This window comes from Myxococcus faecalis, from assembly GCF_050039385.1.
GTDB lineage: Bacteria > Myxococcota > Myxococcia > Myxococcales > Myxococcaceae > Myxococcus > Myxococcus fulvus.
On the sequence record NZ_CP144336.1, the window covers coordinates 1,925,111 to 1,949,127 of the forward strand.

A 24,017-nucleotide genomic window follows, 5' to 3' on the forward strand; every position below is an offset into this window, starting at 1 on the left:
TGCTCTGCGTGAGGTGGTGAACCAGGAACCCCGCTCCGTGACAGGGAAAACCCTTAGTACGCGTTACCCGTCAGGTGAGCGTCCGGCTGGCACCTCGTCTGCATATGTCAGACCCCAGGTGTACTCACCCGCGCAGCAACGCGAGGTGGGAGGAGCACATGGCCAAGACGACGACACGCAAGAGCGTCACGGTGCGCCGACAAGGGCGACGGGTGATGCCAGCACTGCGGCGGACGGCTCAGCGGGCCCGGGTGGCCGCCGAGAAGGCCCACCTCACCGTGGGGGAGGTCATCGCCGCCGCCTTCGACACGGCGGGCGGTGAGCTCGGTGAGGCGCTGGCGGTGATGACGTCACCGCAGATGACGCGGGCCCTGGGGCGCCGCATCGTCGTGGTGGGCTGAAACCCTCCGCTTTTTTCAGCGTAGGAACGACCGGTGGCCCGCACCGTGGCTCTGGAGCCTCGGCCACCCGGGCCCCGGGTTCACTCCCCGGCCAGGAGCACGCCGGTGGTGTAGTGCCGCTGGGTGGGCTCACCCGCCAGCGCGCGAGCGAAGTCCTCGGCATTGTTGGGGTGCACCAGGAAGGTGCCCGCGCGCGTCTGGAGGCGCACAGGCGCCATGTCCGGGTGCGGGTCCGCGGACACGGTTCCGCCGCCGCCCACGTCCACCGGCGGGCTCGGGAGCGTCGCGCACCCGGCGAACAGCAGGACTCCCAACATCACGTGAAGCATCTTCATCCGCGTCCTCCGGGACAGAGGCCACCAGGCCCGTCAGCCGGGCCCCTCTATTCCGGCGGCCCCCGGACAGGCAAGGCCCGATGCGTCGCGCGCGGAGGACGGCAGGCCGGGAGCGTGGACATGTCCAGCGCAACGCCCGGGCGGCCCCACCGGTCGTCGCGTTCACCCAGGCGAGGAGCGCTCAGCCACTCCCCGCCCGGGAGTCACGACCCCTGGAGGTTCAGCGAGGCTGCCAGCGGGGACGGTGGTCGTCGCTGTCGCCCGTCTGCAGCGTGAAGCCCGCCTTCGGGTGGATGATGGCCGCGCCCTCCTGCGCGCCCGTCACCGGGTCGATGCGCTGCACGTGCAGCTGCCCCGCCTTGATGAACGCGACGAAGCGGCCATCCGGCGAGAACGACGGCAGCGTGCCGTCATCCACGAGCCGCACCTCGCTGCCCGTGGCGGAGCCGTCCTGCGGGTTGATGGCGCGCAGGAAGATGACGTTGCCCGAGCGGTCCTGGCACGGCGACACCGCGCCGCCGCACAGCACCGCGCCGCCCGACGTGGGCCGGTAGTAGTACGCGCGCACATACGCGGCCCAGGTGCCATCCGGCGCCCAGATGGGGCTCGCGATGAAGGAGTCCACGGTGCCGTCGGTGGACGCCTCCGTGGACACGTCCGCGACCAGCTGGGGCGCGCCGCCGCCCGTCACGTCGATGTTGTAGAGCCGGACCAGCGGCGTGGGCGTGGTGTCCCCCTCGAAGGTCACCAGCTCGTTGTTCGGGTTGGCCAGGAACAGCAGCTGGTCGTTCACGCGGTTGTAGTGCGCCTGCTCCGCCGTCACCCCGGCGTTGGCCAGCGGCGTCGGCGCGGTGCCCCCACCGCTCGAGGTGAACAGGCCCTCGCCGTTCACGTTGAAGACGAACGTCGTCCCGTCACGCGACCAGTCCGGGAACGCGCCCGTCGTCGTCGCCTGCACCACGCCCCCGGCGCCGCCCGGCGTCACCGCCGAGATGCCGGAGCGCTGGCTGCCGTTCTGCCGCACCCACGCGATGGCGGTGCCCGGCTCCCACTCCATCGAGCGGAAGGCCTCCGTGTTGCCCGTGCCGCCATCGGCGACCACCACGCCCTGGCCCTCGACGAGGGGGACCTCGCGCACGGTGAGCTCACCGGCGCTCTTCTCCGTCGCGGTGTCCACCGCGCCCTGCGCGAACGAGAGGTGCGTACCGCCCGGGCCCCACCGCGGATAGCGGCTGTCCGTGCCCGCCGCGCTCAGCGACGTCATGCCCGGCGTGTCGTAGCGCATCACCAGCGCCGCGGAGACTCCGGCATCGTCCCGCCCCGTCACCGCGACATGCATCGCCTGGCACGTGAGCGGAGCGCCCTCGCAGCGAAGGCCCGGACCGCAGTCCCCGGACGCCGTGCAGGCATCCCCCTTCGCGCCGGTGCCCTGGCCACCACCGTCGGGCGTGCCCGCGTCGTCATCCGTGCCCGCGTCGGGCATCCCCGCGTCCGGCACTCCCGCGTCGGGGACACCCGCGTCGTCGTCCCCACCACCGGCGTCCGGCTCGGGGGTGGGCGTCTGGATGGGGCGCTGCTCGCACTCGTTGTCGCCGGTGCAGACCCACTCCTGGCCCTCGGCGGGCTGCCCCTTGTCACTGCGACAGTCGAACTGGTCCACACATTCGTCACCACACCCCGTCGACAGAACCCACAGCGCGCAGCACAGCGCGCCGACGATTCGCTTGTCCATTCAGCCCCTCCAAGTGAGTGAAGGGCGTATAGCCTCGCTCCAAAGGGACGGAATGGTTCGCGAGGGCGGGTTGCAGTGAGCATGTTCCTGAATGAACGGCGATTCACTCCGGCGTGATGAATGATCGACACCCACTGCCATCTCGATGCGACGCGATTCGATGAGGACAGGACGCTCGTGCTGGAGCGCGCCTGGGCCGCGGGGCTGCAAGGCATCCTCGTCCCCGGTGTCGGTCCCCACGACTGGGAGCCCCTGCTGGAGCTGTCGCGCGCGGAGCCGCGCCTCCAGGTGGGCCTGGGCATCCATCCCCAACTGCTGCCGGACATGACACCCGCGGAGGACGACGCGGCGCTGGAGCTGCTCGACGCGCTCTTGTCCAAGGGCGGCGCCATCGCCGTGGGCGAGTGTGGACTCGACGGTCCATCCCTGCCCGGCGCGCCGCTCGAGCGGCAGCTGTCCGTGCTGCGGCGGCACCTGGCGCTCGCGCGCAAGCACCAGCTGCCGGTGTTGATGCACTGCCACCGGCTCCACCCGGCCCTCATCGAGCTGTTCAAGCAGGAGGCGCTGCCCGAGGCGGGCGTGCTCATGCACAGCTACAGCGGCGGCGTGGAGCTGGCGCGCTTCTATCTCCAGAAGGGCTGCCACTTCTCCTTCGCCGGCCCGGTGACGTGGGCCGAGGCGCGCAAGCCCCTGGACGCGCTGCGCGCCATCCCGCTGGACCGGCTGATGGCGGAGACGGACGCGCCGGACCAGGCCCCCACCCCTCACCGGGGCGGCCGCTCCGAGCCGGCCTACCTGCCCCACATCCTGGAGGGGATGGCCCGCGTGCGGGGTGAGCCCCTGGACGAGGTCGCCCAGCGGACGACCGAGAATGCCCGGCGCCTGTTCCGGGAAGGTTTTCCCCCCGCTTCGCGGTAGGCGAGCGGTCGCGTTATAGAGGACCCCCATGAACCCGCAGCCCCCACCGCCCGCCCCTCCCCAGCCTGAGACTCCGCCCGCCACGACGGCCACGCCGAACGCGGCGACAGGCTCGCTCGCCCGGCCGTTCAAGCTGTCGCGCCGCTTCGACCGCACCGGGCGCCTGCTGGGGGACAACGCCATGGAGCGGCTCGCCAACGCGCGCGTGGTGGTGTTCGGCCTGGGCGGCGTGGGCAGCTACGCGGCCGAGGGCCTGGTGCGCAGCGGCATCGGCCACCTGACGCTGGTGGACCACGACGACGTCTGCGTCACCAACACCAACCGCCAGCTCCACGCGACGGTGAAGGGCGTGGGCAAGTCGAAGGCGGAGCTGATGGCGCAGCGCTGCCGCGAAATCAACCCGGAGGCCCGGGTGGAGGCGGTGCGCGAGTTCTACCGCGAAGAGGTCGCCGAGCAGATGCTGCCCGCCGGCCAGTACGACTTCGTGGTGGACGCCATCGACAACGTGAAGGCGAAGCTGCACCTGCTGCATCGGTGCGTGTCGCTGGGCATCCCCGTGGTCAGCTCCATGGGCGCCGCCGCGCGCCTGGACCCGACGGCCATCCGCGTGGAGGACCTGTCCGAGACGCACATGGACCCGTTCGCCAAGGACATCCGCAAGCTGCTCAAGCGCAAGTACGGCGTGGAGACCGAGCGGCACACGGGCATCACCGCCGTGTACTCCATCGAGGCGCGCCGCATGCCGGTGGCCCTCAACTACGACGACGCGACGGACGGGTTCCTGTGTGTCTGCCCGCAGGACAACGAGTTCCACACGTGTGACCACCGCACGCAGATCGACGGCAGCGTGTCCTTCGTCACCTCGTGCTTCGGGATGAACGCCGCCGGCGTCGTGGTGCGAAGGCTCGCCACCACGCGCTGACGGCTCAGGCCACCTGCTGGGGCTGCGACGCTCGCGCCTGCTGCTCGGCGAGCGCCTCGGCCTCTCGGCCACAGGGCCTGCGGAACACGCAGCGCGTGCAGGGCGTCAGCGTCTCCGACCGGGGGAACGCGTCCGCGTCCAGCGGCGTGTTCGTGACAGGGTCCTTCAGCAGCGCGCGCATCTTCGCCACGCTCGTCTCGAAGTGCCGGTGGAAGGACTCCATGGCGCCCAGGTCCACCTGGACGTCCTGCTCCTTGCCCTCGTTGAGGTACACGAGCGACGCGCGCACCTTCTCCACCGGGAAGCGGTAGCGCTGGGACACGTACAGCGCGTAGCCGAGCACCTGCTCGTCGTAGCCGTCGCGAGACTTGCCCGTCTTCCAGTCCACGACGACGGGCGCGCCGTCCTGGTCCACGAAGGCGAAGTCGGGGATGGCGAAGACCTTGAGGCCGCCGAGCGTGAAGTGGGCGAAGTCGAAGCCCGCGTCCACCTCCAGCCACTGCTCGGGCTTGAGGCTCTTGGCGAGCAGCGGCCAGCGCGAGTTGAAGAACCACGCGAGCGCCACGCGCACCGTCTCCCAGTTCTGCTTCCAGGCCTCGTCGGGGAGCGCCTCGGCGTACTCGTGCTCCACGAGGCCGGTGAACTGCTTGCGGTACTTCTGCGTCCAGTACGCCTTGCCGCGCGAGTGGCGGTAGTCGTCCTGCATCAGCTTGCGCGCGCGGGCCTCCACGACGGCGGGGTCCACCACGCGGCCGGCGCGCCAGTCCAGCAGCACGTCCTTGATGCTCTCGTGCACGACGCTGCCCGCCCAACTGAAGCGGTTGGCCAGCTTCTTGAGCACGTACAGCTCCCGCACGTCCTTCGGCGCGTCCGGCTCCCAACCGCCCCAGGAGCGGTAGTAGTAGAAGTAGTAGGAGCGCAGGCACTCGGAGAACTTCTCGTGGCGGCTCTTGGACCAGGAGAAGTCGTTGTGGAGGGGTGGGCGCCGCATCGAGGCGGCGCATCCTAGGCGTTCGCTCGCTCCGCCAGAAGGGGAACAGGCAGGGAAACGAGCCCTGGGGGTGGGTTGAATGACAGTCCGGGTGGGGAACCCTGGGAGTATGGTCCGCGCCACCATGAAGAGCCGACCCCTGATGGAGCGAGTCGTCCTGATCACAGGCGCTTCCAGCGGCATCGGCCGCGCGGCGGCCCGGGCCTACGCGGAGGCGGGCGCCCACGTGGTGCTCGCCGCCCGGCGGCTGGAGCGGCTGGAGGACGCGGCCCGTGAAGCGGAATCACTGGGGGTCCGGGCACTGGCGGTGCGGTGCGACGTGACTCGTGGCGAGGACGTGGAGCGGCTCATGGCCCAGGTCCGCGCGGACTTCGGTGGGCTGGACGTGCTGGTGAACAACGCGGGCCAGGGGTTGTACGGGCCGCTGGAGGCCATCAGCGAGGAGCAGCTGCGGCAGGTGTTCGAGCTGAACGTGTTCGCGCTGTGGAGGGTGACGCGGGCGGCGCTGCCGCTGCTGCGCGGGCGGCGCGGGGCGCACGTGGTGAACGTCAGCTCGGTGCTGGGGCATCGGGGGCTGCCGCTGCTCGGCGGGTATTGCGCGTCGAAGGCGGCGGTGAACGCGATGACGGAGTCCTTGCGCACGGAGCTGGCCTCGGAGGGCATCGGCGTGCGGCTGGTGTCACCGGGCCTCACCGAGAGCGAGTTCCGGGACCACCGGCTGAACGCCCAGGGCTGGGCGCAGGACGCGATTCCGCTGAAGGCCATGTCCTCCGAGGAGGTGGCGCGGGCCATGGTGAAGGCGAGCGTGCGCGGACGACGCGACACCATCCTCACCCTCCCCGGCCGCGCCATGGTACTGGCGAACCGGCTCGCGCCCGGCTTGTTCGACCGGGTCGCCCACCGCATGGCCAACCCGGTGAAGAAGGACGCATGAGCCCCCGCAGTCGCCCCGCGAAGCCCGCTGTCTCGTCGGACACGCCGCCTGTCTCTCGCGAACAAAACGCCAAGACATCCTCAGGCAAGAAGCCGGAGACTGGCGACGTGCCCCGACCTCGCCGCGGACGTCCGCCGAGCGGCAAGGCCGAGCCCCTGCCCTCGCGCGTTGAGCCGACGCTCGCGGATGCGAAGGCACGCAAGGTGTCCACCGGCTCGCTGTTCGATTCCTCCGGGTCACGCGCGGACCTGGGGATGGTTGCGGAGAGCGCCTCGCCGCGCGGTGATGTGGCAAACACCCCCTCGACGCCAGCGAAGGCGCGTCGAGGACGCCCGCCTCGCACCGTGGGAATGGACACGGAGGGCGCCTCGCCGCGCGACGACGCGGCAAGCACATCTGCGCCTCCTCCGCGGGCCCGTCGAGGACGCCCACCTCTCACCCTGGGGATGGTTGCGGAGAGCGCCTCGCCGCGCGAGGACGCGGCAAGCACATCTGCGCCTCCTCCGCAGGCCCGTCGAGGACGCCCACCTCTCACCCTGGGGATGGGTGCGGAGAGCGTCGCGCCGCGCGAGGACCTGGCAAGCACACCCTCGACGCCACCGGAGGCGCGACGCGGCCGTCCTCCTCGCACCGCGGACACATCGGCCCGCGTCCCGACAGCGACACCGGGTGCCGCGCAGCTGGCCAGCATCCGCGCGCCGCTGCTCGCATGGTACGACCGCAACAAGCGCGACCTGCCGTGGCGCCGCACGAAGGACCCGTACGCCATCTGGCTGAGCGAGGTCATGCTCCAGCAGACGCAGGTCTCCACCGTCATCCCCTACTGGGAGCGGTTCCTGAAGCGCTTCCCCACCGCGCTCGCGCTCGCCTCCGCGCCACTCGATGACGTGCTCGCCGGATGGAAGGGCCTGGGCTACTACACGCGCGCTCGCAACCTGCACCGCGCCGCGCAGGACATCGTCTCACGCTTCGGTGGCACCCTGCCCTCCACCGCGGAGCAGTTGCTCTCGCTGCCCGGCTTCGGCCGCTACACCGCGGGCGCCGTGGCCTCCATCGCGTTCGGTGAGGAAGCCCCGCTCGTCGATGGCAACGTCGCCCGCGTGCTGTCCCGGCTCTTCGAGGTCGAGGGCCTGCCCGGAGACCGCGAGCGCGAGGCCACGCTGTGGGAGCTCGCGGGCCTGCTCGTGAAGGGCGAGCGCCCCGGCGACTTCAACCAGTCCCTCATGGAGCACGGCGCCACCACCTGCCGCCCGGAGAACCCGCTCTGCCTGCTGTGCCCCGTGCGCGAGGGCTGTGTCGCCTTCAAGAAGGGCCGCGTCGCCGAGCTGCCTCCCGCCAAGGTGCGCGCCGCGCCGAAGAAGCTGACCCTGGCCCTGGCCGTGTGGGCCCACGCGGACACGCTGCTGTTCGCGCGCCGCGCGGACTCGGGCCTCTTCGGAGGGCTGTGGGAGCTCCCCGCCGCCGAGGTCGACGAGGACGCCACCGTGGAGGAGACCACACTGCGCCTCACCGCCGCGCTCGGCACGGGCGTGAAGCTGGAGTCCCTCCTGGGCACTGTGAAGCGGCAGCTCACCCACCGCGACCTCACGCTGCGCCTGTACCGCGTGTCCGGCCCCAAGCGCCCCACCCACTCCGCCGCCTTCCAGGAGCTGCGCTGGTGCACACCCGCCGAGGCCGCGACGCTCGGCATGAGCACCGCGATGCAGCGCGCCCTGGACACCGTGGTGGGCACGCAAGCGGAGGGCCGCTGACTGCTCCGGTCGCCGCCCGGCTCGCCCGCGGCTGTCCTCCCGACGACACGCCCCGGGACGTCGTGTTGCTTCGACAACCCCCGCCAGGTCGGGTCGCTTTCGCGCGTCACGCACGCGACTCAAGCTTCGCGCGCCCTTTCACCGGAGGCGTCCCGATGGCTCGAAACAACGCTCCCAAGTCGACCCCGCACACGAAGCCCCAGCACGCGGAACACGCGCATGAGCCGCAGGGCGCTCACGCGCGCTCCGACATCTCCCACGAGCAGATTGCCCGGCGCGCCTACGAAATCTACATGGCCCGCGGAGGCAGGCCCGGCAACCACGAGCAGGACTGGCAACAAGCCGAGCGAGAGCTGAAGCTCGGCCGTCAGTAGCGGTCCGCCACCTGGGCCCGTGTCCACACCGGGCCCACGTCAGTGGGGCGGCGGCGAGTGCAGCACGGGGCGCTCGGCCTCGAGCGCGCCTCGCAACCTGCGCTGCGCCACCTTCAGCTCCGAGAGGATGCGCTCCGCGTCCTGCACCGAGCGCATCGCCAGGCCGCACGCCGGCGTCAGCAGCACCGTGGACACGGCCCGGGGGAACGAGAAGCCTCGCGGCAGCGCGGCCTTCAGCGAGGCCTCCACCGAGTCCGCCAGCTCCGTCACCTCGTACGTCGACGCGAGGTCCGTGGGGATGATGCCCAGGCTCAGCGTCGCGCCCGAGTGCAGGTAGCGCTCCAGCGCGTCCTTCTCCTCCAGCATCGCGTCGAGCGACAGCCGCACGTCCAACGACAACAGGTCCGCCTGCGCGTCCAGCAGCGCGCTCCAGTCCGTGTTGCCGCAGCAGTGCAGGCCCACCAGCGCGCCCTCCCGCTGGAGCGCGACAATCAGGAGCCGCAGCTCCTGCACCGCCAGCAGGTGCCGCGGATTGACGCGCTGGAACGCATACAGGCCCGGCTCGTCGAGGAAGAACAGGGGCGTGGTGCCCGCGCGCCGCAGCGCCTTCACCATGGCCAGGGAGCGCGCCAGCACCAGCCGGTAGATGGCCTGGTCCAGCCCCGGCACCTCCAGCGCGGACAGCCCCGAGTCCGTCCTCGCCACCGAGCGCACCGTGAAGGGCCCGGCGAGCTGCGCCTTCGCGAAGGCCAGCTTGCGGTGCTCCACCTCCCACAGGAACGGCCGCCACGCACGGCACGCCTCAGGGGAGGGCTCGTACGCCTCCAGCGCCCCGGCCGCGAGCGCGGACTCCAGCTTCGCCTCGAACTGGGCGCGCCCCGCCTCCCAGGCCTGGAGGTCCACCGTGCACAGGCCCTCGTCGTCGAAGCGCAGCCCGGGAAGCCCCTCCAGCGCCGCGGGAATCATCAGCTCGGAGGGCTTGCCCACCGGCAGCTGCGGCAGGAAGGGGATGTCCATCGACAAGGCGACCTGGAGCCCCAGCTCCACCTGCGTGTGGGGCAGGCTCCCGATGCCCGTGGTGGCACAGGCGGGCAGCAACTGGACGGCTCGACGGATGTTCGGCGCGCTCATAGGCGCGGGAGTCTAACCGCTCCCCTTCCCCACGGCGCGCTTCGGTGGCCCCGGGCGGGTCCCCAGGGCCCCCGGAGGCCCGTGCGTCCGAATCAGGACACCGAGAAGTACGAGGCCTGGGGATGGTGGAAGACGATGGCGGAGACCGAGGCCTCGGGCTCCATCATGCAGCCGTCGGTGAGCTGCACCCCAATCTCCTCCGGCCGCAGCGCCTCGAAGAGCTTCGACTGGTCCTCCAGCCGGGGGCACGCGGGGTAGCCGAACGAGTAGCGCTTGCCCGCGTACTCCGCCCGGAAGCGCTCCAGCATCGTCATGTCCGGCTTGTCCGGGGTGCCCCACATGCTGCGCAGCTGCGTGTGCAAGAGCTCCGCGTAGCCCTCCGCCGTCTCCAGCGCGAGCGCCTGCACCGCGTGCATCTTCAGGAACTCGCCCCTGGCCTTGAGGCCCTCGGACAGCTCGCGGATGCCCGAGCCCGCCGTCACCACGAACATGGCCACGTTGTCGGTGGGCACGCCGCGCTCCAGCGGCCGCAGGTAGTCGGCCAGGCACAGGCCCCCGTCGCGGTCCTGCCGGGGGAAGTCGAAGCTCGCCGCCTCGCGGCCCGTCGTCCCGTCGAACAGCACCACGCGGTTGCCGTCGCTGCCCGCCTTGAAGAACTGGAACACCGCGCGCGCCTGCATGAGGCCGCCGCGCAGCATGCCCTTGAGCTCCTCCACCGCCTCCTTCAGCGCCAGCGCCTTGCGCCCCTCCTCCGTCTTCGCCAGCTCCGCCTCGGCCGGAGTCCCCAGCGCGCGCGACGACGTGCGCAGGCCCAGGTGCCGTCCGTACAGCATCACCGGGTTGATGAACTTCCAGATGTGGTCCAGCGGCGTGTTCGTCAGCACGTGCCGCTCGAAGTCCGGCGCGGGCGGCACCGTCTCCAGCACCCGAATCTCCGCGCTGCGCCCGCGCGCCACCACCGCCTCCACGCGGGGACGCTCCTTGACCTCCTGGGCCAGCTTCACGCGGCGCTCGGCCAGCTCCCCGCGAAGCCGCTCGTGCGACGTCGGGTCGACGATCTGCTTAGCCAGGTCCAGGCCGCTCATCGCGTCCTGCGCGTAGGCCACGGTGCCGCCGCCGTACGCCGGGGCGATGTTGCGGTCCACGAAGTTGCGGCTGAGCGCGGCGCCGCCCACCAGGATGGGCACCTCCACGCCCGCGCGCTTCAGGTCCTCCGCCGTGGCCACCATCTGGTGCGCGCTCTTCACGAGCAGGCCCGACAGCCCGAGGATGTCCGGCTGGTGCTCGCGCACCGCCTGCACCAGCTGCTCGGGCGGCACCTTGATGCCCAGGTTCACCACGTGGAAGCCGTTGTTGGCGAGGATGATCTCCACCAGGTTCTTGCCGATGTCGTGGACGTCGCCCTTCACCGTGGCCAGCACCACCTTGCCGCGCATGGCCGCCTTGGCGGAGCTCATGTGCGGCTCCAGGAAGCCCACCGCGGCCTTCATCGACTCGGCGCTCTGGAGCACCTCGGCGACGATGAGCTCATTGGCGCCGAAGAGCCGACCCACCTCGTCCATGCCCTTCATCAGCGGGCCGTTGATGATGTCCAGCGGCGCGTACTTCTTGAGCGCCTCCTCCAGGTCCGCGAAGAGGCCGTCGCGCGAGCCCTCGATGATGTAGCGCTGCAGCCGCTCCTCCAGCGGCAGCGTGCTCACCGCCACCTTGACGGCCTTGCGCTCACGGAAGTGCGCGGCGAACGGCGTGACGGGGTCCGGTCCCCGGTTGTAGAGCAGGTCCTCCGCCAGCGTGCGCTCCTCCTCGGGCAGCGACGCGTAGCGCTCCAGCTTCTCGGAGTTGACCAGCGCCATGTCCAGGCCCGCCTGGACGCAGTGGTACAGGAACACGGAGTTGAGCACCTCGCGGCCCGCGGTGGGCAGGCCGAAGGACACGTTGGAGATGCCCAGCACCGTGCGGCACTGCGGGAAGCGCTGCTTGATGAGGCGCACGCCCTCCACCGTCTCCACCCCGCTGCCCGTGTACTGCGCGTCGCCGGAGGCACACGGGAAGACGAGCGGGTCGAAGTAGAGGTCCTCGGCGCGCATGCCGTACTTCTTCGTGAGCAGCTCGAACGAGCGCTCCGCCACGGCGAGCTTCCGCTCGCGCGTCACGGCCATGCCCACCTCGTCGATGCAGCCCACCACCAGCGCCGCGCCGAAGCGCCGCGCCAGGGGCACCACCTTCTCGAAGCGCTCCTCCCCGTCCTCCAGGTTGACGGAGTTGATGATGGCCTTGCCCTGGCTGTACGTCAGCGCCATCTCCAGGACGCGCTCGTCCGTGGAGTCGATCATCAAGGGCACGCGCACCTTCTTGACGACCACCTCCAGGAACTGGCGCATGTCCTCCAACTCGTCCCGGTCCGGGTTGGCCAGGCAGATGTCGATGACCTGCGCGCCGCGCTTCACCTGCGCGCGCGCAATCTCTGACGCGTCCTCCACCTGCCCCGCGACGATGAGCTCCTTGAACTTCTTGCTGCCGATGACGTTGGTGCGCTCACCGACGATGACCGGGCGCACGTCGTCCGTCACCTCCAGGTAGTCCACGCCCGACAGCGTCGAGCGGGGCTTGGGCACCTTCGTGCGCGGCTTGAGGCCCTTCACCGCCTGGGACACCGCGCGGATGTGCGCCTCCGTGGTGCCGCAACAGCCGCCCACCACGTTGAGCCAGCCCTGCTCACAGAAGCGCGTGAGCGAGCGGGCAATCATGTCCGGCGTCTCCAGGTAGTGGCCGTTCTCGTCCGGCAGGCCCGCGTTGGGCACGCACGACACCGGGAACGGGCTCAGCTCCGACAGGGAGCGCAGGTGGTCCGTCATGAAGTCCGGACCCGTGGCGCAGTTGAGCCCCAGGTAGAGCAGCTCCCAGTGCTCCAGCGACGCCGCCAGGCTCTCCACGCTCTGGCCCGCGAGCATGGTGCCCATGGGCTCAATCGTGCCCGACACCGCCACCGGCAGCGCGTAGCCCAGCTTCTGGAACGCCCGGTCGATGCCCAGGAGCGCCGCCTTGATGTTGCGCGTGTCCTGGCACGTCTCCACCAGCAGGTAGTCGGAGCCGCCCAGCGCGAGCCCCTCCGCCTGCACGGCGAAGTTGTCCACCAGCTCCTCGAAGGTGATGCCGCCGGTGACGCTGATGGCCTTGGTGGTGGGGCCCACCGAGCCGGCCACCCAGCGGATGCGGCCGTCCTTCGCCTCGGCGGCCTCGGCGGCCTCGCGGGCGAGCCGGGCGGAGGCCTGGTTGATCTCGAGCGCCTTGTGGCCCAGGCCGAACTCGTTGAGCACCAGCGGCGTGCCACCGAAGCTGTCCGTCTCCGTCACGTCCGCGCCCGCGGCGAAGTAGCGCGCGTGGATGTCGCGGATGAGCTCCGGCCGGGTGAGGACCAGGTTCTCGTTGCAGCCCTCGAACTCGGCGCCGCCGAAGTCCGCGGCCTTGAGGTCATGCTGTTGCAACAGCGTCCCCATGGCGCCATCCAGCACCAGCACGCGCTCACGCATGGCGGAGCGCAGGGCCTCCACGCGGCGGCCATGCTCTCCAGGAGGGGGAGGAAGGACGGTGGGCGTCGGGCTCGTCATGATGGCTTCACTCCTGTCAGCAGAAAGACTCGAAAGGGGCTGGCACCGTCGCGGGCGTGCGACTCGCGGGTGAGCTGCGCGAACCCCTGCTCGCGCAAGCTGGCCTCGAGCTGTGACGGCTCGAAGCCCAGGTGGCGGTGGCCCAGCCGGTCCACCACCCAGCGTTCGTCATGCGGCATCAGCTCCAGCACCACCAGCCGGCCGCCCGGCTTGAGCAGGCGCGCGGCCTCGGCCAGCACCGCCGCCGGCTCCTCCACGTGGTGCAGGCTCTGTGAAATCACCACCAGGTCCAGCTGGCCCGAATTCAACGACAGCCGGTGCAGGTCTTCGCAGAGGAAGCTCACGTTGGTGAGGCCCTCGCCCGCCGCGCGCTCCCGCGCCTGCTCCAGCGCGACGGCGTTCTGGTCGATGGCCCACACGTGCCGGGCCCACCGGCCCAGCGCCACGCTCAACACGCCCGTCCCACAGCCGAAGTCCGCGACGTCCAGCGGCGGCAGGAGCGACGCCAGCGCGCCCGCCCACAGGAACCACGACTGGCCCGGCTCCAGGAGCCGCTCGTTGAGGGCCTGCCGGTCCGCGCGGGCGCGCAGCAGGTCCTTGAGCCGCGCCGAGTCCCCCGCCGCGTCCTCCGCCTCGCGCGCCAGCCGGATGAGCGGCCAGCGGGAGTCCTCACCGCCCAGCGCCAGCGAGTAGTAGCTGAAGCCCGCCTGCCGCTCCTCGCGGATGAGCCCCAGCCCTTTGAGCTTGCCCAGGTGATGGGACACCGAGGACTGCGCCACCCCCACCAGCGACACCAGCTCCGTCACGTTCAGCGGAGCCTCCGACACCAGTCGGAGGATGCGCAGCCGCGTCGGGTCGCCGAGCGCCCGGAAGGATTGGGACAGAGCTTCCATATCGCCGCATCAACATACGTCGATGCCGGACTGGAGGCCAGCGGACTTTCGACGCACCGCGTGCTTCCTGGCGGACAGTGGTAGATGTGGGACATGGCATCTCCCAACCTGCAGCAGTTGCTCGAGGGCAAGCGGTTCGGCCTGGTCCTCTCGGCGGGCTACTTCGGCTTCTACGGGCACGCTGGCTTCCTCAAGGGGCTGGCGAGCACGGGGCTCAAGCCCTCGGCCTACGCGGGTACGTCCGCGGGCGGCATGGTGGCGGCGTACGCGGCGGCGGGGATGCCGGTGCACGCGATTGAAGAGCTGGTGCTGCGCCAGACGCGCGCGAACTTCTGGGACCCGGACCCGATTGGCGCCGTGCTGAACGCGGACGCCGCGGGCCATGGGCTCACGGGCCTGCTCAAGGGCGAGCGCTTCCGGCGGCTGCTGGAGGACACGCTGGGCGCGCCGACGTTCGAGGACCTGCCGCATCCGCTGCTGCTGGTGGGCGCGAACCTCACGCTGGGCACGCACGACGTCTTCACCACGGGGGAGCTGGCGCCGCGCGTCCACGCCACCTGCGCCTATCCCGGCCTGTTCCGCGCGGTGCCGCTGGATGGGAACCTGTATTGGGACGGAGGCCTGGTGGACAAGGCGCCCGCGCTGTCGCTGCATGACAGCGCCGCCGGGAAGGACCTGGACGCCATCCTCGTGCACTTCCTGCCGAGCAAGACGCGCAAGGTGGTGGGTGGGCCCATGGCGTATGCGCAGGGACTGGCGGCGGGCTCCGCGGCGCTGAGGAGGGACCACTTCCGGCTCCAGCTGACCGTGCTGGAGGGACGCGGCATCCCCGTCTACGTCGTCGTGTCCAACCTGCCGCCCGTGACGCCCACGACGATGGAGCGCGGGTTCGATGCGCTGGACCAGGCGCGCCTGGCCGCCGCGGTGGCCTTGTCCCGTCCGCCCGTGCCCTTCGGGCAGGCGCAGTGGTGAGCTGAGGCTCCGCGCCCGGCCTCTCGACACGCGCGGCCTCGCCCATCGAGGTGCCGCGCCTCCGACGATGGGGGCACGTCACTTCTCGCCGGGCTCACCGTCCTCTTCGCGCTCGGACGACGGAAGGTCCCAGCGCTCCAGCAGTCGTCGCAACGTCGTGCGGTGCATCCCGAGTTCCCGAGCCGCCGCGCTCACGTTGCCCGAGTGCCCTCGCAGCGCGGCCTCGACCCGGGCGCGCTCCTCGCCCTCCAGCGTCTTCGCCTTCGCGGAGAGTTCGCGCGCCGCGGGGCCCGCCTCGCCGTCACCGAAGGCCGTCCCCGCGCCCGAGCCCAGGTGCACCGAGGAGACGCGTCGCGAGCCCTCCGCCAACGCCTTCTGGACGGCACCACGGACTTCGACGAGCAGCTCGCGCACGTTGCCCGGCCAGGGCCTGAGCAGACACGCCTCCAGCAAGGAGACGTGAGTTCCCATGTCGGGCTCGACACGGTGGACCTGCTCCTGGAGGAGCAACGTGAGTTCCTCCGGGCGCTCACGCAGCGGAGGGAGCACCACCTCCGGTCTGCCGATGCGGAAGTACAGGTCCTCGCGCAGGCGCCCCTTCGCGACGAGCGCTCGCAGCGGCTGATGGCTCGCGGAGCAGACCCGCACGTCGACCTTGGTGGGCCTCGCGGCGCCGAGCGCGAGCACCTCCCCGGTCTCGAGCACGCGCAGCAGCTTCGCCTGGACCGCGAGGTCCAGCTCCACCACCTCGTCGAGGAACAGCGTGCCGCCATCCGCGCTCTGCAGATACCCCTGCGCGTCCGCCTCCGCGCCCGAGTACGCGCCGCGCCTGGCGCCGAACAACAGTCGCTCGGCGAGCGCCTGGGGGATGGCCGCGCAGTTGACCGCGATGAAGGACCCCGTGCTCCTGGGGCCCGACGTGTGGAAGGCCCGCGCGACGCCCTCCTTGCCCGTGCCGCTCTCACCGTGGAGGTGCAGGGAGGTACCGAGCCGCGCTGTTCGCGACACCTCGTCCAACACGGCGCGGAAGGAAGGGCCTCGCAGGAAGCCGTCGATGCGCTCGACACCGAGTCGCTCCAGTGGACCGACATCCGCGCTGGGGACGAACAGCGAGGTGCCCATGCGGATGACCCGCCGCGCTTCCCGGGGCGCGCCGACGGGCAGCCGCTCACCGTCCACGAAGGTGCCGTTCTGACTGCCCAGGTCCGTCACCCAGAAGCGCTGACCGTCGAAGCGGATGCGCGCGTGCCTGCGGGACATCCTCGGGTCCTCGGTCTCACCCAACGAGGGCGTGCCCCGTCCGACCTCCAGGCTCTCGCCTCGCAGCGGTATCGCCACCGCCAGGGCGACTCCCGCGCCGTACACCCCCACCAACCCCGGCGTCCGCGCGCGCGCAAAGTCCCCCGCCTCCAGGGAGCCCTCGCTCGGTCCGAGCGTCGACACGTCCCGCGCCATGCCTTCGTCCCTCTCCCGGGGCGCACCGCGTTGGCACAGCCCCTCGTGCCAACCACGCTAGCGCAAGTGTGTCAGCGCTGCTGATGGCACCGAGCTACCGCTCACGAGCACCCGTGGCACGAAGCTGGCTATGAAGTCGTCGAGGACAGGCCGCTCCGGGTCTGTCCTCGCCACCATCCATGAGGGGGAAGTCATCCGTGAAGGCATTCGTGCGAGTCCGTCCTGGCGTGTCACCGAAGCGGCCACTGTGGGCCGTGGGGCTTCACTGCGCGCTCCTGCTCCTGCTGGCGAGCGGCGCCAGTGGCTGCTGCAAGTACATGGGGCTCTCGTGCCCGTCGAGGGGTCCGAGCAAGGACGACACCCTGCCCCACAAGGACTGCGCGCGGGAGAACTGCGAGACGCCCCCGTACGAGGGACGGCTCGTCTCCGATGACTGCCCCTCCGGCCAGTGCGACCCGGAGAGCCCCAACGGCCTGGGCATCTACAACCTCGAGGGCCACAGCCACTGCCTGGCCATCTCCACCAAGGACCGCTACTGCCCGGAGACGTTCCTGAACACGGCGGACGGCATCGCGCTGCGCCTGCGTGACGCGAATGTCGGCGCGCAGGTCATCATGGCCGACGTCGTCGATGCCCGACTGCTCGACGAAGCGATGAGCGCCTCCGAGCCGGTGAAGGTGCTCGAGATTCAAGGCGGGACGGGACAGCTCCGCTTCAAGGGAGTCCACGTGGGCCGCTCCACGGAGCCCTTCGCCATCGAGGGCGGTGAGCTCCCCAGGCTCATCCTCACGTTGAGCGTGAAGGACCCGTACGAGGAGCCCCGTCGCTACCAGGTGAGGTTCCGTCCCCTGACCCACGCCTCGATGCCGCGCGGCGCGGTGCCCAAGTACGTGATGGAGTACCAGGAGGGTGAGTGGAGGCCGAGCATGTCCTGGGTCAATCCCTGCTCGGGCGTGACGGACGTCCCGGCCCGACCCGACGCCTCGATGGCGGTGCTGCCCGACTTCGCCGTCGACAGTCTCACCGCGGGCGTCAGCCACCAACCGAGGTCCGTCACCCTCGCGTGTGACAAGGGCGCCATCGCGACCTGCCTCGACTGGGGCTACACGCCCTGGGACAAGCACGGGCGACCCGACGCGAACCGCGCGTACCTCTACGCCTCCTGTCTCCAGGCGAAGCGCGCCGCGTACTTCGTCCGGTTCAACAACCTCAAGAGCTACACCGCCAACAACACGCTCATCCGCCGGCGCGATGAGTTCGCGGTCGGCCTGGAGCAGAGCAGCAACCTGGAGACCCTGCCCCGCCTGGAGGCCCTGTGGAGCCCGCGTGGCGCGGAGTGCATCATCCCGGAGAACTTCCGTCGCCCCGAACTCGTCGACCCCAGGTGGGTCGGCCTGCTGCCCCGCTGCGAGCCCGTCCACTGGACGCAATGGGGCAAGCTTGCCACCGCGCCCGCGCGCTGACTCGGGCCCGTGTACGACACCATCGGGCACGTCACCTGCGCGTGCCCGATGCGCTGGCCCCGTGGGTCTCGAGACAACTCCGTGGACGTGGGACTACGGCGCGATGCCCGGCGTGATGAGGTCTACCTCGGACATGAGCACGTCCAGCTCGCACAACGACAACGGCTCAGCGCCCGGCGTGATGAGGTCCGCGCTCGGAGGTAAGCACGCCTAGCTCGTTCAACGATTGGGCATGCTCCTCGCGGAGGAAGGCATCGAGCGCCAGGGCCCGTTCCAACGACGCGCGGGCCTGCGCTCTCAGCGGTTCGCGCTCCGCCGAGGTCACGCCCTGTGAGCGCGCGAGCAGGAGGGCACCTCGAACCGCATGAGCAGCCGCGAGCCGGGGATTGAGCCCGAGGGCGAGGTCGGCCTGCGCCAGCCCCTCGGTGATGAGCGATGACGTACGCGACTCCGACGCCATCCACCAGCTCGCGCGCGCAAGCTCCAGGTGGGCCTCGTCGTAGGGATAGAGCTTCACGGCCCGCCGAGCCTCCTCGAGCGCCTCGCCCACCCATCGCCGCGCGGAGTGTCCGCGCACGCGCTCCCACGAGGCCCGAGTCAGCGACAACCGCGCGCCCAGGACACGGCAGTCCGCGCACGAGGTGTCTCCCGGATAGGGCACGGCGAGGGCTCGACGCGCGGACTCCAGTGAAGCGGTGGGGTCCACCCCCGAGCGCACCGCGTGTTCCGCCGCGAGCAGGTGCACCGACGCGCCCAGGAAGTGCGTCCTTCCCGCCGTGGGGTTGAGTTCGAGCGAGCGCGCGACATGCGCCAGCGCCGCCGCGAGCAAGGACCCCGGCTCGCCGCCCGTGCGCGACACATGGCGCGCCTGCGTCAGCTCCGCGAGCCCCAGCTGCGTGAGCACCGGCGCATACCGCGCATCCAGCGCGAGCGCCCGTGCCCCCGCGGAGCGCGCCTGCTCGACATCCGCCGAGGGGTCCCTTCCGAGGGAGAACTCATACTGCGCCAGCGAGTTGTGCACCTCCACGAGGTTGGCGTGCGCGAAGAGGTACTTCGGGTCCACGCGCGCGGCCTCTCGCAGGTGACGCGCGGCCTCGGCGAACGCGGCGCTCGGGTCCTGGCCATGCTCTCGCAACCACGTCCCCCGCCACCGGTGCACGAGGGCCAGGTCATTGAGCGCCCACGGGTAGCGGGGTTGCAGTCGCAATGCCTTCTCGAACCACGCGACGGCCTCGTCGTAGGCGGGACGCGGGTCCTTGCCCTCGCGCGCATCCTGGAGCCCTCGCATGAAGTGGCTGTAGCCCAGCGTGTCGTGGGCCTGGACGTTCGCGGGGTCCAACGCCACGGCGCGCGCGGCGGTGGTGGTCCAGTCGGACAGCACGGCCTTCGGGTCCGTGTCGCGCTCCTGGAAGTTCACCAACCGGTACCAGTTCATCAGCACCCAGGCCCGCTTCGTGTGCACCGAGGAGCGTCCGGGCGCGGCCTTCACGGCCCGCTCGCTCGCGACCAGCGCCTGCTCCAATGAGGCCCGACGCGAGCGTCCCTGTCGCTTGTCCAGCTCCGACTGCTGCAGCCAGACCTCGGCCAGCGCCTCGTATCCACGGGCGTCACTGCGTCCCAGGTCCGTGGCGGCCTCGTAGCGACGGGCGGCCTCTTGAAGCCCCGTGCGCGCCGCGTCGTAGGCCCCACGCTCCAGCTCACGCATCGCCCGAGCCAGCGTCACCTCGCCCGCGAGCAGCCGCGCCTCCAGGCTCCACGGTGACTCATCGACCGCACGCGCCACCGTGTCCGCCGCCGTCTCCAGCGAGCCCCGGTAGTACGCGATGAGCCCCTCCAGATACGTCCCCGACTCCACCTCCCGACTGCGCTCCAGCGACTGCAACGCAGGAGCCAGATAGCGCGCCTCCAGCGAGCGCTGACGCTCCGCCACCCACGCCGCGTCGCCACTGCGTCGAGCCACCTCGAGTTCCTGGTGGTACAGCCCACCGAGCACCCGCCCCAGCGCATGATGCAGCTCGGGGGACTCGAGCCCCTTGGCCCGCGCGGCCTCCAGCGACTCGCGCGCGGCCTCCAGTTCGTTCATCGCCAGGTGTCCCAACCCCAGCGCATGCAGCACGAGCACCTCACCCGAGGTCCCCAGCCCATGAGGCAGCGAGGCGATGCGGCGCATGTGCTCGCGGACCAGCGCCTCCTCCCGCCCCGTGTCGTGCAGCGGCGCCAGGTGCGCGGCGCGAAGAATCCACTCGAGGTCCTTCACCTGCTGCCCGAGCTGCTGCGCGAGCAAGGCACGTGCTCCCGAGCGTTGCTCGACGGCCCGCGCCTCCCACCACGAGTGCACGCCGAGCACGGACACCCCCCCGATGCACACGAGGGACACCGCGCTGACGGTGACGAGCGCGCGCTGCGTCCTCCACCGTCGCGCGAGCCTCGCCCACGGCCCCGGCCGTCGTCCGAGGATGGGCTCGCCATCGAGGAAGCGCCCCAGGTCCTCCGCCAGGGCGCGCGCCGAGCCATAGCGGGCCGCGGGCTCCTTGCTCAGGCACTTGAGGAGCACCGTCTCCAGGTCCACGGGCAGGTCCGGCACCAGCGCTCGCGGCGCACGGACGTCCTCGTGGAGGACCTGGTGCAGCACGCTCGCCGCGGACACGCCATGAAACGGCGCGACCCCACAGAGCACCTCGTAGAGCGTCGCGCCCAGGCCGTAGACATCCGAGCGTCGATCCAACGCCCGAACATCTCCCCGAGCCTGCTCCGGCGCCATGTACGCCGGAGTCCCCAGCACCGCGCCGGACTGCGTGAGCCCACGCTCCAGCCCCGTCTCCTGCGCCAGGCCGAAGTCCATCACCACCGGCAACCAGCGCCCCTCTTCACTCCGCTGCACCAGGATGTTGGAGGGCTTGAGGTCGCGGTGGATGACGCCCAGTCGATGCGCCTCGTGGATGGCCAGGGCCACGTCCCGAAGCACCTGGACCTTGTCCTCCAACGACATGTCCACGGCCGCCACATCCAAAGTGCGCCCGGAGACCCACTGCATCGCGATGAAGTCGCGGCCCGCGACCTGCCCCACCTCGTACACCTTGCAGACGTTGGGATGGTCGATGCGCGCCTGCGCCCGGGCCTCCTGGACCAAACGCATCGCGCGCGCGGGAGACGTCCCCTTCACGAACTTGAGCGCCACGTCGCGGCCCAGGCGCGTATCCCTCGCGCGGTAGACCACGCCCATTCCACCCTGCCCGAGCAGCGTCAGGTCCGTGAAGCGCTCCCAGGCCTCGGGCGGCCCCACGTCCTCCCAGGGCGCCCCCGGAGCGACGCTGTCTTCCTGGGTGGAGAGCCCCCTGGGCACGCCGGCCCCCTCCCGGCGGTCATCCGCGTCCGACATGCCCGCGACTCTAGCGCGCCCGCTTCTCCACGGTGAGCCCCTGGCACGGAGCCCACGTGCCACCCGTGCCAACCCAGCGTGTCACCGCACGGCGACTCGAGGCCCATCGCCGAGCGACCTCCTCGGAGAAGCCCGTGCAAGCACGCGGGCACGAGCGGTGCACAAGGCCCCCACGCGACACGCCGGGCAACCCACGTGTCACCGCACCGCGAGCGGTGCGTCCCACCGATATCCGAAAGGCACCCCGTGAAGACTCACGTCACCGTCGCTTTCCTCTCCCTCATGTTCGGCCTCGTCGGCTGCGGCCCCGAGGTGGAGGTGGACTCCACGCAGGCCCCCACCACGCAGGAGCCCGTCAGCGCGCCCGCGGCCGAGGAGCTCGACACCGCGACCCAGGCCATCAACCCCGGCTGCAGGGACCCACAGGTCTACTGGCCCTACGGCGTCATCAACTCCAACGGGACGGTCAACAACGGCTGGGCGGGCAACCTCATCCAGAGCTCGGAAGACCGCGTGTTCTTCTCCTACAGCGGCGCGGGGGTGGCCCCGTCCAACGTCGTGCGCATCACCCTCACGGCGGCCGCGAACATCACCTGGTGGAAGGGCATCGAGGTCTTCCGCCCGGACGGCTCGCGCCACCCCAGCGTGCTCGAGACGCACAACTCCGGCCGCGGTCCCTACACGATGGACATCGTCGTCAACAACACCGACTCGCCGAACCTGTGGGCCATCAAGTTCCTCAAGGGCAAGCTGTTCGGCATCCACACCGGCATGTACTGCCTGGAGGACCTGTCGGCCTGGCGCGGCCGCAACCTGTACTTCACGTGGACCTATGACGCGTCCTGAGCGCTGACGTCGGGCATGCTTCGTCGGGCCCGAGCACCAGAGGCCCGACGAAGCAGCGCAGGCTCAGCGTCCGCCGTAGCGGCGGTGGTCCACCATGAGGCAGCGGTCCTGCACCACCTGGATGCCCGCCTCCGCGAGCTTGCGCGCCGCCGCGTCGTTGCGGATGCCGGACTGGAACCACACCGCCTTCGGCTTCTTGGCGATGATGTCGTCCACGTGCGCGTCGATGTCCTGGGGCCTGCGGAACACGTCCACCAGGTCCACCTCGCCCGGCACGTCCGCGAGCTTGCGGAACACGGGCTTGCCGAGGATGTGCGTCACGTCCGGGTAGTAGACGGGCACGGGCACCACCTCCACGCCCGCACGTGCCAGGTAGTCCGGCACGTAGAAGGCCGGCTGCCCCGACTGCTGCTCCGTCTTGATGCCCAGCACCGCCACGCGCCTGGCGCCCTTCACCACGCGCTCCACTCCCGCTTCGTCCTCGACGAGGTTGTCTTCCCAGCTCATGGCGTCTCCTCCTGAAGGGCCTGCGCTCGCGACTGCATCGTCACCGTCCACGCCGCCGGGCCCACCCGGGCCTTCACCGTGAGCTCCCGGCTCACCGGCACGAAGCGCCCGTAGGCCACCACCTGCTCGCCCTCGCACGTCACGCCCGCCGTCAGCTCCGGGCGCCCCGCCGCCACCCACGCGTCCGTCAGCTCCTGCGGCGCGTCCTCCGGCACCGAGTCCAGGCACTTGAGGCTCAGCACCACCGCGTCGCCGTACTCCGTGTCCCGCGTCCCCTGCAGCGTGCGCTCCAGCACATACGCCACCTGCGTGTCGCCCAGGGGCAGCGTGTCCACCGCCCACGTGCGTTGACCCTCCGACAGATGACGCTGGAACAGGCCGCCGAACTTCGCCTCCCACTCGCGCCGCGTGCGCGCCTCCAGGGCCTCCGGCGCCAGGAAGCGCTCCAGCGCCTTCGCGTCCGCGCCCGCGGGCACCGACTGCCGCAAGGCCTCGCTCGCGGACTCCGGTGACACCAGCTTCACGAACGCGCCGTCCGCCGCCAGCTGCAGCCGGAGCGCGAAGCGCAGCAGCACGTCATCCACCCAGCCCTCCACCGCCACGCCCGCGCGCGTGCGCTGCGCCCGCGTCACGGACTGGGTCAGCAGCCAGCCGCCCTCGGAGGTGGCGAAGCGGGACTCGGTGGTCAGCTCCGCCTCCTCACGCAGCACCTGTCCGTCCTGCTCCACCGCGCGGCTGGCCTGCTGGGATTCGGTGAGCACGCGCCCCACGGGCGGCTGGAAACCCAGGCGCACCCGAGGCGTCACCGAGGGGACGGGCACCCTCAAGGGCGGCGGCTTCCGACAACCGGACGAGAGCAACAGCACGAGACAGCTCAGCAGGAGACCTGGACGCATGCGCCCGCGAACGCTGGCAGAAACGGCCAGCGCCCGCGAGCGCTTCTTCCCAGGGATGTCGCCCCTCAGGGGTGACGCGAGCCGCCGTCGGGCGCGTTCTCCACCAGGTCCCGGCCGATGTTGCGCCGGTCCCTGTTCGCGCCGTCGTCATCCTGCAGCCCGCCCCGGGCGAACCGCCGCGCGGCCTCCGCCAGGTCCCGCATCACGTCCTCGCGCGACGCGTACTCCGTGCGAGGCAGGCACTTGAGGACGTTGATGACGTTGACGGGGGCCTCGCTGTCCTCGGCGGCCTCGACCAGGTCATCCCTCGTCGTGGGGTAGTCCACCGAGTCCAGGTGGGGGGTGATGGAGAGCCCGGGGTCTTCCGCGGTTCCGAATGCCATCTGCCGCTGCCTTTCTGCCCGGCCAGCCCGGTCCGGACGTGAGTCACTTGAGTCCCAGGAACCTGGGGACGAAACCCACGCCGGACCACCCGGCCGTCCCCCTCCCCTCCCCTGGGCAGCCAGGGG

Annotated in this window: 20 protein-coding genes; 9 read left to right on the forward strand and 11 right to left on the reverse strand. The window is 71.0% G+C overall.

Annotated elements, in window-relative coordinates; genetic code table 11:
- Window positions 1-158 precede the first annotated feature (158 nt).
- Window positions 159-401, forward strand: a complete 243-nt coding sequence (locus VZQ01_RS07370; protein ID WP_141333144.1) for a hypothetical protein — start codon at window positions 159-161, stop codon at window positions 399-401.
- A gap of 80 nt (window positions 402-481) precedes the next feature.
- Here VZQ01_RS07370 and VZQ01_RS07375 read toward each other — a convergent pair whose 3' ends face one another.
- Entirely contained in the window at window positions 482-736 is a 255-nt protein-coding gene (locus VZQ01_RS07375) for a hypothetical protein (protein ID WP_223750591.1), read from the reverse strand.
- Window positions 737-956: 220 nt separating this feature from the next.
- On the reverse strand, window positions 957-2,468 hold the full coding sequence (locus VZQ01_RS07380) for a TolB-like translocation protein (protein ID WP_426747343.1): 1,512 nt from the start codon (window positions 2,466-2,468) through the stop codon (window positions 957-959).
- Between the two features lie 120 nt (window positions 2,469-2,588).
- Between VZQ01_RS07380 and VZQ01_RS07385 the strand changes: the two genes are divergently transcribed.
- Both VZQ01_RS07385 and VZQ01_RS07390 read left to right on the forward strand, forming a co-directional pair.
- Window positions 2,589-3,386 carry a TatD family hydrolase gene (locus tag VZQ01_RS07385; protein ID WP_223750589.1) on the forward strand — a complete coding sequence of 266 codons (798 nt, stop codon included), beginning with the start codon at window positions 2,589-2,591 and terminating at the stop codon, window positions 3,384-3,386.
- 28 nt (window positions 3,387-3,414) lie between these two features.
- A complete protein-coding gene (locus VZQ01_RS07390) occupies window positions 3,415-4,308 on the forward strand; it encodes a tRNA threonylcarbamoyladenosine dehydratase (RefSeq protein ID WP_426747344.1) in 894 nt (297 codons plus the stop codon).
- Between the two features lie 4 nt (window positions 4,309-4,312).
- On the opposite strand, the gene VZQ01_RS07395 is transcribed toward VZQ01_RS07390, so the two are convergent.
- Entirely contained in the window at window positions 4,313-5,299 is a 987-nt protein-coding gene (locus VZQ01_RS07395; RefSeq protein ID WP_223750587.1) for a PD-(D/E)XK nuclease family protein, read from the reverse strand.
- Window positions 5,300-5,441: 142 nt separating this feature from the next.
- Here VZQ01_RS07395 and VZQ01_RS07400 point away from each other — a divergent pair, with 142 nt between their 5' ends.
- The 3 genes from VZQ01_RS07400 (at window position 5,442) to VZQ01_RS07410 (ending at window position 8,358) form a co-directional block, all read left to right on the forward strand.
- Window positions 5,442-6,233 carry an SDR family oxidoreductase gene (locus tag VZQ01_RS07400; protein ID WP_223784955.1) on the forward strand — a complete coding sequence of 264 codons (792 nt, stop codon included), beginning with the start codon at window positions 5,442-5,444 and terminating at the stop codon, window positions 6,231-6,233.
- Window positions 6,234-6,775: 542 nt separating this feature from the next.
- On the forward strand, window positions 6,776-7,984 hold the full coding sequence (gene mutY / locus VZQ01_RS07405) for an A/G-specific adenine glycosylase (RefSeq protein ID WP_426747345.1): 1,209 nt from the start codon (window positions 6,776-6,778) through the stop codon (window positions 7,982-7,984).
- 155 nt (window positions 7,985-8,139) lie between these two features.
- Window positions 8,140-8,358, forward strand: a complete 219-nt coding sequence (locus VZQ01_RS07410) for a DUF2934 domain-containing protein (RefSeq protein ID WP_141331348.1) — start codon at window positions 8,140-8,142, stop codon at window positions 8,356-8,358.
- A gap of 39 nt (window positions 8,359-8,397) precedes the next feature.
- Here VZQ01_RS07410 and VZQ01_RS07415 read toward each other — a convergent pair whose 3' ends face one another.
- From VZQ01_RS07415 to VZQ01_RS07425, 3 genes are all read right to left on the reverse strand, one after another.
- Complete coding sequence (locus VZQ01_RS07415) at window positions 8,398-9,489, reverse strand: uroporphyrinogen decarboxylase/cobalamine-independent methonine synthase family protein (RefSeq protein ID WP_223750583.1); 1,092 nt, start codon at window positions 9,487-9,489, stop codon at window positions 8,398-8,400.
- 92 nt (window positions 9,490-9,581) lie between these two features.
- Window positions 9,582-13,097 (reverse strand): methionine synthase, encoded by a 3,516-nt coding sequence (gene metH / locus VZQ01_RS07420; RefSeq protein WP_223750582.1) that lies wholly within the window; start codon window positions 13,095-13,097, stop codon window positions 9,582-9,584.
- Window positions 13,094-13,990 carry an ArsR/SmtB family transcription factor gene (locus tag VZQ01_RS07425; protein WP_223784958.1) on the reverse strand — a complete coding sequence of 299 codons (897 nt, stop codon included), beginning with the start codon at window positions 13,988-13,990 and terminating at the stop codon, window positions 13,094-13,096. Before VZQ01_RS07425 ends, metH begins: the two co-directional genes overlap by 4 nt.
- 93 nt (window positions 13,991-14,083) lie before the next feature.
- Between VZQ01_RS07425 and VZQ01_RS07430 the strand changes: the two genes are divergently transcribed.
- Entirely contained in the window at window positions 14,084-14,962 is an 879-nt protein-coding gene (locus VZQ01_RS07430) for a patatin-like phospholipase family protein (RefSeq protein ID WP_082165584.1), read from the forward strand.
- Window positions 14,963-15,040: 78 nt separating this feature from the next.
- Here the strand turns inward: VZQ01_RS07430 and VZQ01_RS07435 are convergent, their stop codons facing one another.
- Window positions 15,041-16,417, reverse strand: coding sequence for an FHA and sigma-54 interaction domain-containing protein (locus VZQ01_RS07435; protein WP_426747347.1), 1,377 nt, complete (start codon window positions 16,415-16,417; stop codon window positions 15,041-15,043).
- 209 nt (window positions 16,418-16,626) lie between these two features.
- On the opposite strand from VZQ01_RS07435, the gene VZQ01_RS07440 reads away from it, so the two are divergent.
- A complete protein-coding gene (locus tag VZQ01_RS07440; RefSeq protein ID WP_426747349.1) occupies window positions 16,627-17,880 on the forward strand; it encodes an ADYC domain-containing protein in 1,254 nt (417 codons plus the stop codon).
- Window positions 17,881-18,046: 166 nt separating this feature from the next.
- Here VZQ01_RS07440 and VZQ01_RS07445 read toward each other — a convergent pair whose 3' ends face one another.
- On the reverse strand, window positions 18,047-21,259 hold the full coding sequence (locus tag VZQ01_RS07445) for a protein kinase domain-containing protein (protein ID WP_426747350.1): 3,213 nt from the start codon (window positions 21,257-21,259) through the stop codon (window positions 18,047-18,049).
- Between the two features lie 246 nt (window positions 21,260-21,505).
- On the opposite strand from VZQ01_RS07445, the gene VZQ01_RS07450 reads away from it, so the two are divergent.
- Window positions 21,506-22,105, forward strand: a complete 600-nt coding sequence (locus tag VZQ01_RS07450) for a hypothetical protein (protein WP_426747351.1) — start codon at window positions 21,506-21,508, stop codon at window positions 22,103-22,105.
- A 63-nt stretch (window positions 22,106-22,168) separates the two neighbouring features.
- On the opposite strand, the gene VZQ01_RS07455 is transcribed toward VZQ01_RS07450, so the two are convergent.
- The 3 genes from VZQ01_RS07455 to VZQ01_RS07465 all read right to left on the reverse strand — a co-directional run bounded on the left by VZQ01_RS07455 (window position 22,169) and on the right by VZQ01_RS07465 (window position 23,891).
- Window positions 22,169-22,612: a CoA-binding protein gene (locus VZQ01_RS07455; protein ID WP_141331334.1), complete on the reverse strand. Its 444-nt coding sequence runs from the start codon at window positions 22,610-22,612 to the stop codon at window positions 22,169-22,171.
- On the reverse strand, window positions 22,609-23,508 hold the full coding sequence (locus VZQ01_RS07460; protein WP_426747352.1) for a hypothetical protein: 900 nt from the start codon (window positions 23,506-23,508) through the stop codon (window positions 22,609-22,611). The genes VZQ01_RS07455 and VZQ01_RS07460 overlap by 4 nt, the downstream gene beginning before the upstream one ends.
- A 65-nt stretch (window positions 23,509-23,573) precedes the next feature.
- On the reverse strand, window positions 23,574-23,891 hold the full coding sequence (locus tag VZQ01_RS07465; RefSeq protein ID WP_248544992.1) for a DUF2795 domain-containing protein: 318 nt from the start codon (window positions 23,889-23,891) through the stop codon (window positions 23,574-23,576).
- Window positions 23,892-24,017 lie beyond the last annotated feature (126 nt).

What these genes read in the sequence shown, in the direction of transcription:
- VZQ01_RS07465 (WP_248544992.1), bottom strand. Translation starts at nt 23,891, where the DNA reads ATGGCATTCGGAACCGCGGAAGACCCCGGGCTCTCCATCACCCCCCAC.
- VZQ01_RS07435 (WP_426747347.1), bottom strand. Translation starts at nt 16,417, where the DNA reads ATGGCGCGGGACGTGTCGACGCTCGGACCGAGCGAGGGCTCCCTGGAG.
- VZQ01_RS07380 (WP_426747343.1), bottom strand. Translation starts at nt 2,468, where the DNA reads ATGGACAAGCGAATCGTCGGCGCGCTGTGCTGCGCGCTGTGGGTTCTG.
- VZQ01_RS07425 (WP_223784958.1), bottom strand. Translation starts at nt 13,990, where the DNA reads ATGGAAGCTCTGTCCCAATCCTTCCGGGCGCTCGGCGACCCGACGCGG.
- VZQ01_RS07410 (WP_141331348.1), top strand. Translation starts at nt 8,140, where the DNA reads ATGGCTCGAAACAACGCTCCCAAGTCGACCCCGCACACGAAGCCCCAG.
- VZQ01_RS07400 (WP_223784955.1), top strand. Translation starts at nt 5,442, where the DNA reads ATGGAGCGAGTCGTCCTGATCACAGGCGCTTCCAGCGGCATCGGCCGC.
- VZQ01_RS07390 (WP_426747344.1), top strand. Translation starts at nt 3,415, where the DNA reads ATGAACCCGCAGCCCCCACCGCCCGCCCCTCCCCAGCCTGAGACTCCG.
- VZQ01_RS07445 (WP_426747350.1), bottom strand. Translation starts at nt 21,259, where the DNA reads ATGTCGGACGCGGATGACCGCCGGGAGGGGGCCGGCGTGCCCAGGGGG.
- metH (WP_223750582.1), bottom strand. Translation starts at nt 13,097, where the DNA reads ATGACGAGCCCGACGCCCACCGTCCTTCCTCCCCCTCCTGGAGAGCAT.
- VZQ01_RS07430 (WP_082165584.1), top strand. Translation starts at nt 14,084, where the DNA reads ATGGCATCTCCCAACCTGCAGCAGTTGCTCGAGGGCAAGCGGTTCGGC.
- VZQ01_RS07375 (WP_223750591.1), bottom strand. Translation starts at nt 736, where the DNA reads ATGAAGATGCTTCACGTGATGTTGGGAGTCCTGCTGTTCGCCGGGTGC.
- VZQ01_RS07370 (WP_141333144.1), top strand. Translation starts at nt 159, where the DNA reads ATGGCCAAGACGACGACACGCAAGAGCGTCACGGTGCGCCGACAAGGG.
- mutY (WP_426747345.1), top strand. Translation starts at nt 6,776, where the DNA reads ATGGGTGCGGAGAGCGTCGCGCCGCGCGAGGACCTGGCAAGCACACCC.
- VZQ01_RS07395 (WP_223750587.1), bottom strand. Translation starts at nt 5,299, where the DNA reads ATGCGGCGCCCACCCCTCCACAACGACTTCTCCTGGTCCAAGAGCCGC.
- VZQ01_RS07385 (WP_223750589.1), top strand. Translation starts at nt 2,589, where the DNA reads ATGATCGACACCCACTGCCATCTCGATGCGACGCGATTCGATGAGGAC.
- VZQ01_RS07460 (WP_426747352.1), bottom strand. Translation starts at nt 23,508, where the DNA reads ATGCGTCCAGGTCTCCTGCTGAGCTGTCTCGTGCTGTTGCTCTCGTCC.
- VZQ01_RS07415 (WP_223750583.1), bottom strand. Translation starts at nt 9,489, where the DNA reads ATGAGCGCGCCGAACATCCGTCGAGCCGTCCAGTTGCTGCCCGCCTGT.
- VZQ01_RS07455 (WP_141331334.1), bottom strand. Translation starts at nt 22,612, where the DNA reads ATGAGCTGGGAAGACAACCTCGTCGAGGACGAAGCGGGAGTGGAGCGC.